Below are 12,546 nucleotides of genomic sequence, written 5' to 3'. Positions count from 1 at the left end.
AGGAGCGCTCCCTATGATCCCGCCCGTCGTCCACTCGCTGCGCGAACAGATCCGCGAGCACATCGTGGAGGGGATCGTCAGCGGGCGGTGGAAGCCGGGCGAGCGGATCGTGGAGCGGCGCATCGCCACCGAGCTGGAGGTGAGCCAGACGCCCGTACGGGAGGCGCTGCGCGAGCTGGAGACGCTGCGGCTGATCGAGTCGGCTCCGAACAAGGGCGTCCGGGTGCGGAATCTGACCGCCGCCGACCTGGAGGAGATCTATCCGGTGCGGGCCGGTCTGGAGCAGATCGCCGCCGAGCTGGCGGCCGTCCGGCTGGCCGAGGACACCTCGGCGCTGGAGCCCGAGGTGCGGGCGCTGTACGAGGCCGACCGCAGAGCCGACGGGGAGGCCCAGGTGCGGCACACCGTGGCCTTCCACCGGGAGCTGGTGCGGGCGTCGGGCAACAGCGTGCTGCTGCACACCTGGGAGTCGCTGGGCATCGAGATCTGGACGACGCTGTCGATCCGCTGGCTGGGCACCGTGCAGCAGTCGTACGCCGAGGAGCACGAGGCCGTGGTGGAGGCGTTCCGGCGGCGGGACCCACGGGTGGGGGAGCTGGTCAAGGCCCATGTGCTCGGCTGTGCACCGCGTGCCTGATTTCGCGGCACGGAATGCCAATTTCGCCTTTCGGAGAAGTTTTTCGCTTCATCTACTTTGATCGATCATCGATCAGAACTTACAGTCGATCGCATGACCGATCTCGCAAGCACGCAGCCGAGTGCGCTCGACCAGTTCCCCGACCGGGACCCCGAGGAGACCGCCGAGTGGGGCGCCTCGCTCGCTGCCGTCACCCAGGCCGCCGGCCCGCACCGCGCCTCGTACCTGATGCGCCGCACCCTGGAGCGTGCCGAGGGCACCGGACTGGCGCTGCCGCCGCTGCTGGAGTCGGACTACATCAACACCATCCCGACCGCCGCGGAGCCCGCGTTCCCCGGTGACGAGGCCATGGAGCGCCGGATCACCGCCTGGAACCGGTGGAACGCAGCCGCGATGGTCACCCGCGGGAGCAAGGACGGCCTCGGCGGGCACATCGCCACCTTCGCCTCCGCCGCCTGGCTCTACGAAACGGGCTTCCAGCACTTCTTCCGCGGCAAGGAGGCCGACGGGAGCGGCGACCAGCTCTACATCCAGGGCCACGCCTCCCCCGGCATCTACGCCCGCGCCTTCCTCGACGGCCGGCTGACCGAGCAGCACCTCGACCGCTTCCGCCGGGAGGCGGGCGGCGAGGGCCTGCCCTCCTATCCCCATCCGCGCCGGATGCCCTCGCTGTGGGAGTTCCCCACCGTCTCGATGGGCCTCGGCCCGATCTCCGCGATCTACCAGGCCCGCTTCAACCGCTACCTGGCCGCCCGCGGCGTCAAGGACACCGCGAACTCCCACGTCTGGGCGTTCCTCGGCGACGGCGAGATGGACGAGCCGGAGTCGACCGCCGCCCTGGCGCTGGCCGGGCGTGAGGGCCTGGACAACCTGACGTTCGTCATCAACTGCAACCTGCAGCGCCTCGACGGCCCGGTACGCGCCAACTTCAAGATCGTGCAGGAGCTGGAGGCCCAGTTCCGCGCCGCCGGGTGGAACGTCGTCAAGTCGCTGTGGGGCTCCGCCTGGGACGAGCTGTTCACCCGGGACGCCTCCGGTGCGCTGGCGCGCCGGCTGCGCGAGGTCCCCGACGCCCAGTTCCAGACGTACGCGACCCGCGACGCCGCCTACATCCGCGAGCACTTCTTCGGCGCCGACCCGGCCCTCGCCGAGCTGGCGAAGACGCTGTCCGACGCCAAGCTGGCCGAGTGTTTCCACACCTCCCGCGCGGGCCACGAGCCCCGCAAGGTGTACGCGGCCTACCGCGCGGCCATGGAACACAAGGGCGCCCCGACCGTCGTCCTCGCGCAGACCGTCAAGGGGTACACCCTCGGCCCCACCTTCGAGTCGCGCAACGCGAACCACCAGATGAAGAAGCTGACCGGCAAGGAGTTCCGCGCCATGCGCGACCTCCTGGAGCTGCCCATCCCGGACAGCAAGCTGGACGACGCCCTCGTACCGTACGTCCACCCCGGTCAGGACTCCCCCGAGGTCCGCTACCTCCAGGAGCGCCGCGCCGCCCTCGGCGGCCCCGCCCCGGCCCGCAAGGTCCACGCGGTGGCCCTGCCCGAGCCGTCGGCCAAGCCGTTCGAAGCCCTGGCCAAGGGCTCCGGCACCCAGGAGATCGCCACGACCATGGCCTTCGTACGCCTGGTCAAGGACCTGATGCGGGACAAGGAGACCGGCCACCGCTGGGTGCCGATCGTGCCCGACGAGGCCCGTACCTTCGGCATGGAGTCGCTCTTCCCGACCGCCGGGATCTACTCCCCGCTCGGCCAGACCTACGACCCGGTCGACCGCGATCAGCTCCTGTACTACAAGGAAGCCAAGAACGGTCAGATCCTCAACGAGGGGATCACCGAGGCCGGTTCGATGGCCGACTTCACCGCCGCCGCCACGTCGTACGCGACGCACGGCGAGCCGATGATCCCCTTCTACATCTTCTACTCGATGTTCGGCTGGCAGCGCACCGCCGACCAGATGTGGGCGCTCGGCGACCAGCTCGGCCGCGGCTTCCTGATCGGCGCCACCGCGGGCCGCACCACCATGACCGGTGAGGGCCTGCAGCACGCGGACGGCCACTCGCATCTGATCGCCTCCACCAACCCGGCGGCGCTCTCCTACGACCCGGCGTTCGCGTACGAGGTCGGCGTGATCGTGCGGGACGGGCTGCGGCGGATGTACGGCCCGCAGGCCGAGGACGTCTTCTACTACCTCACGGTCTACAACGAGACCAAGGTGCAGCCGCCGATGCCTCGGCGCGACGGCGTCGAGGAAGGCATCGTCAAGGGTCTCTACCGCTTCAACGAGGCCGAGGCGCCCGCCGCCGACGCCCCCCGTATCCAGCTCCTCGCCTCCGGCACCGCCATCCACTGGGTGCTGGAGGCCCAGAAACTGCTCGCCGACGACTGGGGCGTGGCCGCCGACGTGTGGTCCGCCACCTCCTGGAGCGAGCTGCGCCGCGATGCCCTGTCCTGTGACGCGGCGCAGCTCAACGGCGAAGACCGGGTCCCGTACGTCACCCGTGCCCTGGCAGGCGCACCGGGCCCGGTCCTCGCGGTCAGCGACTGGATGCGGGCGGTACCGGACCAGATCAGCCAGTGGGTCGAGCAGGACTGGTACTCGCTCGGCACCGACGGCTTCGGTCTCTCCGACACCCGCGACGCGGCCCGCCGCCACTTCGGGGTGGACGTCCCGTCGATCGTGGTCAACGCGCTGGCCCGGCTCGCCAAGCAGGGCTCGGTCAAGGCCACGGCGCCCAAGGAAGCCGCTCAGCGCTACGGCCTCTGAGGCCCCACTGCCGCCCCCCGTCCGGTGCCTTCTTCCCCGGGTGGGGGGCAAAACCTCCTGCGGCACGTGCGGCACGGCATGATGGGGCGGTGCGTGCCGCGCGGCTGATCAAGATGGTGCTTCTGCTCCAGGCTCGGCCCTCGATGACGGGGGCCGAGCTGGCGCGTGAGCTGGAGGTTTCGGAGCGCACGGTGACGCGGGACGCCGCTGCGCTCTCCGAGGCCGGGGTCCCGGTCTACGCGGACCGCGGCCGGGCCGGTGGCTACCGGCTCATCGGCGGCTACCGCACCCGGCTGACCGGCCTCGGCCGCACCGAGGCCGAGGCGCTGTTCCTCTCCGGGGTGCCGTCCGCGCTGCGCGAGATGGGGCTCGCCGACGCCGCCTCCGCCGCCCGGCTGAAGGTGTCCGCCGCGCTCCTGCCCGAGCTGCGCGACGCCTCCCGCACGGTGGCCCAGCGCTTCCACCTCGACGCCCCGGGGTGGTGGCAGGAGCCGCAGACGCCGACCCTGCTGCCGGACGTCGCCGACGCGGTGTGGGACGACCGGCGGCTCGCGGTGCGCTACCGCCGCCGGGACACGGAGGTGGACCGCGAGCTGGAGCCGTACGGGCTCGTCCTCAAGGCGGGCGTCTGGTACCTGGCGGCCCGCGCCGCTGCCTCCGGAGGCTCCGGTGGCTCCGGAGGCTCCCAGGGCGACTTCCGGGTCTACCGGGTGGACCGGCTCGCCACGGTCGGGCCCACGCCCGGCGAGGGCCGTTTCCGGCGTGATGAAACGTTCGACCTGCCCGCCTTCTGGGAGGAGCGGGCGGCGCAGTTCGCCCGCTCGATCCTCCGCGAGAAGATCACCGTGCGCCTCACCCCGGACGGCGCCCGCACCCTGCCGTACGTCACGGACCGCACGGCGGGCGAGGAGGCCGTGCGGTCGGCCGGGGAGCCGGACGGGGAAGGGCGGGTCACCGTCACCCTGCCCGTGGAGTCGGCCGAGGTGGCGTACGCCCAGCTCCTCGCCCTCGGCCCGGAGGCGGAGGTGCTGTCGCCGCCGGAACTGCGGGAGCGGTTCGCGGCGGCGGCGCGGCGCATGACGGACCTCTACACCTAGCTACTGGCTACCGGTAGTCGGCGGCGGTGCCCTCCTCGCCGCCGAAGACGACGTCACGGAAGTACCCGAAGGCGTCCGGCCGGGAGCCGTCGAGGTCGGTGCAGCCGTAGACCTTGGCCAGCTCCCCGCTGAAGACGGACTTGCCGTTCCAGCGCGCCCGCTCCGGGTCGGCGGCGAGCGCGGCGACGGCGCGCCCGATGAAGTGCGGGGACTCGGCGATGGCGAAGTGCGGCTCCCGCTCGACCGCGTCCCGCCAGTTCGCCTCGGTGACCCCGAAGTGGTCCAGCATCTGTTCGGAGCGCAGGAAGCCCGGGGAGACGCACACCGCCGTGCCGTCGAACTCCCTCAGCTCCTCCGCGAGCCCGAAGGCGGTGCGGATGGGGGCGTTCTTGGCGAGGTCGTAGAAGAGGTTCTCCCGGTAGGTCTTGTTGAACTCCGCGTTGCCGTCGGTCACCTCGATCACCAGGCCGCCCGGGTTCCGGATCAGCAGCGGCAGCGCGTAATAGCTGGTGATCAGGTGGGTCTCGACGCCGAGCCGGAGCATCCGCAGCCCCCCGGCCAGGTCGTTCTCCCAGGACTTCTTGCCGAACGCGATCAGGTGCTCGCCGCCCCAGACATCGTTGACCAGGACGTCCAGCCGCCCCTGCTCACGGTCGACGCGCTCGATCAGCGCCCGTACCTGCTCCGGCTCCAGGTGGTCGGTCGGCACCGCGATGCCCGTCCCGCCCGCCGCCGTGATCAGTTCCGCGGTTTCCTCGATGGTCTCCGTCGCCCGCCCGACCTCGCTGATCCGGTCCCGGGTGGTGCGTCCCGTCGCGTAGACGGTGGCGCCCGCCGCGCCCAGCTCGACGGCCATCGCGCGGCCCGCGCCGCGCGTCGCCCCCGCGACGAGCGCCACCTTGCCCGCCAGTGGCCGCTGTGCCTCGTCCCGCGTGCCCTGTGTGCTCACGTATGTATGTCCTCTCCGTGGAGCCGTCCTCAGTGCCGCGTTCGACGATCGCAAGGAAACCCGACATCCTCTGTCCCATATAACAAGAGGGCCGCATCTGGGGCGCTCGGCGTGCGGGGGTGGGCCCGAGGGCCGATGCTGGTCCCGTGATGATGGACGAGACGGAGTTCTGGGGGCTGGTCGACAGCGCTCGGGAGGCCGCCGAGGGCGACCCCGAGGACCAGTCCGACCTGCTCGTCGAGCAGCTGATGCGGCTCGACCCGGACTCCGTGCTGGACTTCGCCCGGCACTTCGAGGCCCGCGCCAACCGGGCCTACCGCTGGGATCTGTGGGGCGCCGCGTGGGTGTTGCTGGGCGGTGTCAGCGATGACGCCTTCGAGGCGTTCCGCTACTGGCTGATCGGCCAGGGCCGGGACGTCTTCGAGGGCGCGCTGCACGATCCGGACGCCCTGGCCGAGCTGCTCGACGACTTCGACGAGCAGGTGGACGGCGACTGCGAGGACCTGGGGTTCGCGGCGGACGAGGCGTACGAGCAGCTCACCGGCCTGGTGCTGCCGGAGCTGGGGCTTCCGGCGCGGACGGACGAGCCGATCGGCGCGACGGTCGACCTCGAGAACGACGGGGCGCTGGCGGAGCGGTACCCCCGGCTCTGGGAGCGCTTCCGCGACTGACCCGGGCGCCGGGTCGCGGTGTGCGCGGGGGTGCGGGGAGAGCGGTGCGGGGCGCTGCCGGTGAGGGCTCGGCCTGCGTGGGCTCAGTGGCTCAGCCTGTGAGAGGGCGTCCCATCAGCACATCGTCCACGTACACGCCGTCCAGCAGGAACTCCCCCGGCAGGACGCCCTCCACCACGAACCCCTCCGACTCGTAGAGCCGCCGCGCCGGGAGGTTGTGGCCGAGCACCCGCAGGGTGATCCGGCCCGCGCCCTGCCGCAGCGCATCCTCGTACGCCGCGCTCAGCAGCGCCCGCGCGACGCCCCGGCCGCGCCCCACCGGGTCCACGGCGAGCCCCTGTATCTGGCGGACGTGCGCGTTGCAGGCCAGCTGCGTCGGCGGGACGAGCCGCAGGAAGCCGACCGTGCGCCCGTCCAGCTCGGCCACCATGACGTGGACGGGGCGGTTGCGGTGGGTGAAGAAGGCGTCGTACGGCGGCTCCGGAGCCGGCTGTACGGAGTGCAGCGTGGACCAGGTGCGGCGCTCCAGCGATACCAGCGCCTGCTCGTCGTCGAGCACCGCGCGCCGGATGAACGGTCCGGGCAGGGCGGACGGCTGAGGCGGGGCGGAGGGCTCGGACATGCGGTCACTCTGCCACGCACCCCCCGGGTCCGACATCCCCCGTAAAGCACGTCCGACATCCCCCGGAAGATCGGGGGCAGGATGGGCCCATGCGCATCGCGGTCACCGGTTCCACCGGGCTCATCGGCACGGCCCTCGTCCACTCACTGCGCCGGGACGGCCACCAGGTCGTGCGTCTGGTGCGGCGAACTCCCCGCGAGGAGGCGGAAGTCGAGTGGGACCCGCACCGGCAGTGGGTCGACACCGCCGGGCTGACGGGCTGTGAGGCCGTCGTCCACCTCGCGGGCGCGGGCATCGCCGAGCACCGCTGGACCGCCGCGTACAAGAAGGAGCTGCGGGACAGCCGGGTGCTGGGCACGGCCGCCATCGCCGAGGCCGTGGCCTCCCTGGACACTCCGCCCCGGGTGCTGGTGAGTGGAAGCGCGGTGGGGTTCTACGGAGACACGGGGGAGCGCGCGGTGGATGAGAGCGCGCCCCCTGGGCACGGTTTCCTCCCGGACCTCTGCCAGGACTGGGAGGAGGCGACCGCCGCGGCGCAGGAGGCGGACGTCCGCACGGTCTTCCTCCGCAGCGGTCTGGTGATCGCGCCCGAGGGCGGCGCGTGGGGCCGCCTCTTCCCGCTGTTCAAGGCGGGCCTCGGCGGACGGATGGGCAACGGTCGGCAGTACTGGAGCTTCATCGCCCTGCACGACCACATCGCCGCGCTGCGCCACATCCTCGACACGGCGGACCTCAGCGGCCCCGTCAACCTCACCAGCCCCTCCCCCGTGACCAACCGTGAGATGACCGAGGCCATGGGCCGGGTGCTGCGCCGCCCGACGCTCCTCCATGTGCCCGCCCCGGCCCTGCGGATCGCCCTGGGCGAGATGTCCACCGACATCCTCGGCAGTGTGCGGGCCCTCCCCCGCAAGCTCCTGGACTCGGGCTTCTCCTTCGCCCACCCGCATGTCGACGAGGCGCTGAAGGCGGCGGCGGACCGACGACACTGACGACACTGAGTGCGCTGAGGGTTCGTCGGCGGGGTGCTGACGGGGCGCTGACGGGTCGTCTACAAACCTTCGCCGGTCCCTCGACGGGCCGTTGCCAGGTCATTACCCGATCGGCGTGCGACCGTTGTGCGCCCGTGCTCGGTCGATGCGCGTCTGTCATCGACCGTTTTTGCCCCTACCGTCGTGACCGTTCCGATCCGCTCCATCCCGACCCCGGGGAGGGAACGTGCTCACCAGCGCGCACCGCACGGACGTCGTCATCGTGGGAGCCGGACTCGCGGGGCTGGCCGCCGCCCAGTCGCTGACCGGCGCGGGGATGGAGGTCACGGTCCTGGAGGCCGCGCCCCGGGTCGGCGGACGCATGACCACCGATACGGTCGACGGCTTCCGGCTGGACCGCACCGGACAGCTGGTGAACACCTCCTTCCCCGAACTGCGGCACACCCCGGGACTCGACGCCCTCGCCCTGCGCCCCTTCTCGCAGGGAGTGCTGGTGCACAGCGACGGCCGTACGCAGCGGATCGGCACCCCCCGCGGCGCCCGGAGCACAAGGGGCGCACTCACCACGGCGCGCGCCCTCGCAAGCGCTGCCCGCGCGCCTCTGGGCGGCGGACTCGATCAGGCCCGACTCGGTGCCGCGCTCGGCAGGCTCGCCGCCCTGCCCGCGGACCGCCTCCTCGCCCGCCCCGACCGGCCGGTCCACGAGACCCTGGCGGGGCGGGGCCTTCCCGCTCGTACCGTCGAGAGCGTGCTGCGCCCGCTCCTCGTCTCGCTGCTGAGCGATCCGGGCCTGAACACGTCCAGCCGCTGCGCCGACCTGGTGCTGCGCGGCTACGCCCGCGGCAGGCTGTGCCTTCCGGCGGGCGGCGCCGCCACCGTCCCCGAGCTGCTGGCCGCGGCCCTGCCGCCGGGGACCGTCCGCACCGGCGTACGGGCCACCTCGGCCGCCACCACCGCCGTGACCACCGCCGGACACGGCGAGATCCGCTGCCGCGCGGTGCTGGTGGCCACCGGGGCGCACGACGCCGCCGAGCTGCTCCCCGGGCTGCGGCTGCCCGCCTTCCACCCGGTCACCGTGCTGCACCACACCGCCGACCAGCCGCCCCTGCGCGAACCCGCGCTGATCCTCGCCGCGGGCGGCCAGGGCCCCGTCGCCCACACCACGGTCGCGAGCGAGGTCGACCCCTCGCGCGCGCCGGGCGGCCGGGTGCTGATCACCTCCACCGTGCTGGGCACCGCCGCAGGCCTCCCGGCCGCCGAACTCGACCGGCAGGCCAGGGCCCAGCTCGCCGCGGTCTACGGCACCTCCACCGCCGACTGGGAGCTGCTGGCCGCCCACCACGACCCGCACGCGGTACCCGCCATGCCCGCACCCCACGACCTGCGGCGCCCGGTGCGGCTGCTGTCCGGCCTGTACGTATGCGGCGACCACCGCGACGCCAGCACCGTGCAGGGCGCCCTCGTCTCCGGCCGCCGCGCCGCCCGGGCGGTGCTCCAGGACTTCGGCGCCACCCCCGGCTCCGACACCCCCGCCGTCCCCGTGGCGGCGGCCTGACCGCGGGCCCGGGCGTTGCCGAACGAAAGCCGCTTGAGCGCACGGCGGGCACTGCGCACAATCGGACCCTCATGACCGACGAAACTCCCCTCGCCCCATTCCCCGACCCATTCCTCGACCAGGCCGCCGACCGGCTCGCCGCCCTGCCCGCCGTGCACGCCGTCACCCTCGGCGGTTCGCGCGCCCAGCGGACCCACACCCCGGACAGCGACTGGGACCTGGCCCTCTACTACCGGGGCGGCTTCGACCCGGCCGATCTGCGGGCGGTCGGCTGGGAGGGCGAGGTCTCCGAGATCGGCGGCTGGGGCGGCGGCGTCTTCAACGGCGGCGCCTGGCTCACGATCGACGGCCGCCACGTCGACGTCCATTACCGCGACCTCGACGTCGTCGACCACGAACTCGCCGAGGCCCGGCAGGGCCGCTTCCACTGGGAACCGCTCCTCTTCCACCTCGCGGGCATCCCCAGCTATCTGCTCGTCGCCGAACTCGCCATCAATCAGGTACTCCGCGGCGCCCTGCCCCGCCCCGCCTACCCGGAGGCGCTGCGCGCGGCGGCTCCCCCGTTCTGGCGCGACCGGGCCGCCCTGACGCTCGCGTACGCCAAGGGCTCGTACGTCCGGCACGGCCAGGCCACGGAGGTCGCGGGCGCGCTGGCCACCGCCGCCATGCAGACCGCCCACGCGGTGCTGGCGGCACGCGGCGAGTGGGTCACCAACGAAAAACGCCTCCTACGGCGGGCGGGCCTCCGCGACCTCGACACGATCACCACCGGCCTCCGCCCGGAACCCGAGACCCTGGCCCGGTCGATCGCCGAGGCGGAGGAGATGTTCGCGGCGGCGCACTGACCCGCTCCCCCACACTTCGCCGGGCACCGAAACGACCGCGTCCTACGCTGGGCTCATGGCCCTCTCGCCCACCTCTCCCGCCCGCGACGCGGACATCGCCCGCGCTGCCACCGCCCTCGCGGACGCCTCCCGCGCCCGCGTCCTGCTGGCGCTGGCGGAGGGGCGGGCGCTGCCCGCGAGCGTGCTGGCCACCGAGGCGGGGGTGAGCGCCTCCACGGTGAGCGGGCATCTGGCGAAGCTGCTGGAGGCCGGTGTCGTCCGCGTCGAACAGCAGGGGCGGCACCGCTACTACCGGCTGACCGGCCCCGCCGTCGGCGAGGCCATCGAGGCGCTGGCCAGGATCGCACCGCCGCTGCCCGTCACCTCGCTGCGCGCGGCCGGACACGCCCACGCCCTGCGCCGGGCCCGCACCTGCTACGACCACGTCGCGGGTGGCCTGGGCGTGGCGCTGATGGCCGCCCTGCTGGAACGCGGCGTGCTGACCGGCGGCGACGGCCGCCACCACCCGGAGACGGCCGAACGCGACCGGCTGTCCGCCCCCGGCAACGACACCCCGTACCGACTGACCGACCGGGGACGGTCCGAGCTGGCCGCGTTCGGCGTGGACACGGACCGCCTCCACGGCCGCCGCCCGCTGATCCGCTACTGCGTGGACTGGACCGAACAGCGCCACCACCTGGCAGGCGCCCTCGGCGCCGCGATCACCGACCGCCTCTTCGACCTGGACTGGATTCGCCGAGGCCCACGCCGCCGAGCGATCGACGTAACAGAGGCGGGAGCAAAGGGCCTCACACAAACGTTCGGCGTAAACCCAACCTGACCCACCCCAACCCGGCCCCTACCCCAAGGCGGCGACCCGTTCGCGGTAGCCGCGGACCGGGGCGGCGTCGCGGTATGGCTCCAGGCGGCGTTCGAAGTCGCGTACGTAGTCCAGCGCCCGCGCCGACCGCATCTCGGAGGCCTGCTGCGCCGCCTCCGCGCCCAGCGTGCACGCCTGCTCCAGCTCGCCCAGGCCCAGCCGGGCCGTCGCCAGCACCACCCGGCTGAAGAGGCGGCTGCGGGCGAACCCGGCGCCGCGCAGCCGCAGGGAGCGCTCCGCGTGCTGGGCCGCGGCCCGGTACTGCTGGAGGTCCCGGTGGCAGTGGCCGAACTCGTCGGCCAGCTGCGCCTCGTCGAAGGTCCGCGCCCAGTGCGGCACGTCGTCGCCCGGCCGCGACGTCTCCAGCGCCCGCTCGGCGCGGGCGAGCGACGCGGTGCTGGCCCGTACCTCGCCCAGCACCGCGTGCCCGCGCGCCTCGACCGCGTGCAGCAGGGACTGGAGCACCGGCGGGGCGCCGCCGCCCACGCCCTGCTGGGCCACCCTGGCGAGCTGGACGGCCTCCCGGCCGTGGCCCAGGTAGACGGCCTGACGGCTCATGGTCACCAGCACATAGCTGCCGTACGGCCGGTCCCCGGCGGCCTGGGCGAGCCGCAGCGCCTGGACGAAATACCGCTGGGCCAGGCCGTGCGCGGCGATGTCGTACGACGTCCACCCGGCCAGCCGGGTCAGGTCCGCGACGGCGCCGAACAGCCGCCGCCCCGTCGTCTCGCCGTAGGTGCCGCGCAGCATCGGCTCGCCCTCGTGCTCCAGGTAGCGCACCAGGGCCTGCCGGGCGTGGCCGCCGCCGTACGTCTGGTCCAGCGTCCGGAACAGCTCGCTGACCGAGCGCAGCGCCGCGATGTCGCCCGGGGTCACCCGGTGGCCGGGCCCGCGCTGGACCCGATCCACTTGCCGCTGCCGGGGCACCGGCGCCCGGCCGCCGGGGGCCGCCCCCGCGGAGGGGGCACCGACGGAGGCCGCCCCGACGGCGGCCACCCGCCCCACGGCGGCGCCCCGGCCGCCCTGGGCCGGGACGGTCGGGCCACCGACCGCACCGACCGCCGGGGGCTCGCCGCGGGCGACCCGGTCGTCGGGGCGGCCGATCAGCCAGTCGCGGCTGGGCACCACGAGCCCGGCCGGGGTGAAGGCGATCTTCCGCAGCTCCGCATGGCTGCCGGAGTCCTTCCGCCACAGCCCGCTGACGATGTCCACCGCCTCCTGCGGGGTGGCGGCGAACTCCAGCCCCGCGTAGACCGGTGCACAGGCGTCCAGCCCGAGATCCTGGGCGGTCAGCCGACGGCCCAGCCGCCGGGTGAACACCTCCGCGATCAGCGCGGGGGTGGTGCCGCGCGGCTGCTGGCCGCGCAGCCAGCGGGTCACCGACGTCTTGTCGTACCGCAGGTCCAGGCCGTGCTCGATCCCGAGCTGGTCCACCCGCCGGGCGAGCCCGGCATTGGAGAAACCCGCCTCGGAAATCAGCGCGGCGAGCTGACGATTGGGGATGCGCTGGGGGGGTCGTTCCGTCATCAGCCTGCCGGTCTCCCTGATTCGCT

Annotated in this window: 11 protein-coding genes; 8 read left to right on the top strand and 3 right to left on the bottom strand. The window is 73.5% G+C overall.

The features are described 5' to 3' along the window. The first annotated feature begins 13 nt into the window (after positions 1-13). From ABZ370_RS13155 to ABZ370_RS13145, 3 genes are all read left to right on the top strand, one after another. The gene (locus ABZ370_RS13155; protein ID WP_358619691.1) at positions 14-637 is read left to right on the top strand and encodes a GntR family transcriptional regulator; all 624 of its coding nucleotides are present in this window, start codon (positions 14-16) and stop codon (positions 635-637) included. 93 nt (positions 638-730) lie between these two features. Continuing rightward, on the top strand, positions 731-3,406 hold the full coding sequence (gene aceE / locus ABZ370_RS13150; protein ID WP_358619690.1) for a pyruvate dehydrogenase (acetyl-transferring), homodimeric type: 2,676 nt from the start codon (positions 731-733) through the stop codon (positions 3,404-3,406). Between the two features lie 89 nt (positions 3,407-3,495). Then, positions 3,496-4,503: a WYL domain-containing protein gene (locus tag ABZ370_RS13145; RefSeq protein ID WP_358619688.1), complete on the top strand. Its 1,008-nt coding sequence runs from the start codon at positions 3,496-3,498 to the stop codon at positions 4,501-4,503. Positions 4,504-4,510: 7 nt separating this feature from the next. On the opposite strand, the gene ABZ370_RS13140 is transcribed toward ABZ370_RS13145, so the two are convergent. After that, the gene (locus ABZ370_RS13140) at positions 4,511-5,452 is read right to left on the bottom strand and encodes an SDR family oxidoreductase (protein ID WP_358619686.1); all 942 of its coding nucleotides are present in this window, start codon (positions 5,450-5,452) and stop codon (positions 4,511-4,513) included. A gap of 152 nt (positions 5,453-5,604) precedes the next feature. Between ABZ370_RS13140 and ABZ370_RS13135 the strand changes: the two genes are divergently transcribed. Beyond that, positions 5,605-6,123, top strand: a complete 519-nt coding sequence (locus tag ABZ370_RS13135) for a DUF4240 domain-containing protein (protein WP_358619876.1) — start codon at positions 5,605-5,607, stop codon at positions 6,121-6,123. 91 nt (positions 6,124-6,214) lie between these two features. Here ABZ370_RS13135 and ABZ370_RS13130 read toward each other — a convergent pair whose 3' ends face one another. Further along, the gene (locus ABZ370_RS13130; RefSeq protein WP_358619685.1) at positions 6,215-6,745 is read right to left on the bottom strand and encodes a GNAT family N-acetyltransferase; all 531 of its coding nucleotides are present in this window, start codon (positions 6,743-6,745) and stop codon (positions 6,215-6,217) included. 89 nt (positions 6,746-6,834) lie between these two features. Between ABZ370_RS13130 and ABZ370_RS13125 the strand changes: the two genes are divergently transcribed. The 4 genes from ABZ370_RS13125 (at position 6,835) to ABZ370_RS13110 (ending at position 10,954) form a co-directional block, all read left to right on the top strand. Beyond that, on the top strand, positions 6,835-7,734 hold the full coding sequence (locus ABZ370_RS13125; RefSeq protein WP_358619684.1) for a TIGR01777 family oxidoreductase: 900 nt from the start codon (positions 6,835-6,837) through the stop codon (positions 7,732-7,734). 226 nt (positions 7,735-7,960) lie between these two features. Beyond that, positions 7,961-9,289, top strand: a complete 1,329-nt coding sequence (locus ABZ370_RS13120; protein ID WP_358619683.1) for an NAD(P)/FAD-dependent oxidoreductase — start codon at positions 7,961-7,963, stop codon at positions 9,287-9,289. 71 nt (positions 9,290-9,360) lie between these two features. Next, entirely contained in the window at positions 9,361-10,134 is a 774-nt protein-coding gene (locus tag ABZ370_RS13115; protein ID WP_358619681.1) for a nucleotidyltransferase domain-containing protein, read from the top strand. Between the two features lie 55 nt (positions 10,135-10,189). Beyond that, positions 10,190-10,954: a metalloregulator ArsR/SmtB family transcription factor gene (locus tag ABZ370_RS13110; protein WP_358619679.1), complete on the top strand. Its 765-nt coding sequence runs from the start codon at positions 10,190-10,192 to the stop codon at positions 10,952-10,954. 18 nt (positions 10,955-10,972) lie between these two features. Here the strand turns inward: ABZ370_RS13110 and ABZ370_RS13105 are convergent, their stop codons facing one another. Beyond that, the gene (locus ABZ370_RS13105) at positions 10,973-12,520 is read right to left on the bottom strand and encodes a regulator (protein WP_358619678.1); all 1,548 of its coding nucleotides are present in this window, start codon (positions 12,518-12,520) and stop codon (positions 10,973-10,975) included. Positions 12,521-12,546: the final 26 nt, after the last annotated feature.

This window comes from Streptomyces sp. NPDC005962, assembly GCF_040629205.1.
Classification (GTDB): Bacteria; Actinomycetota; Actinomycetes; order Streptomycetales; family Streptomycetaceae; genus Streptomyces.
Note: the sequence above shows the minus strand (reverse complement) of the source record. Positions and strands in the feature narration are given on the sequence as shown.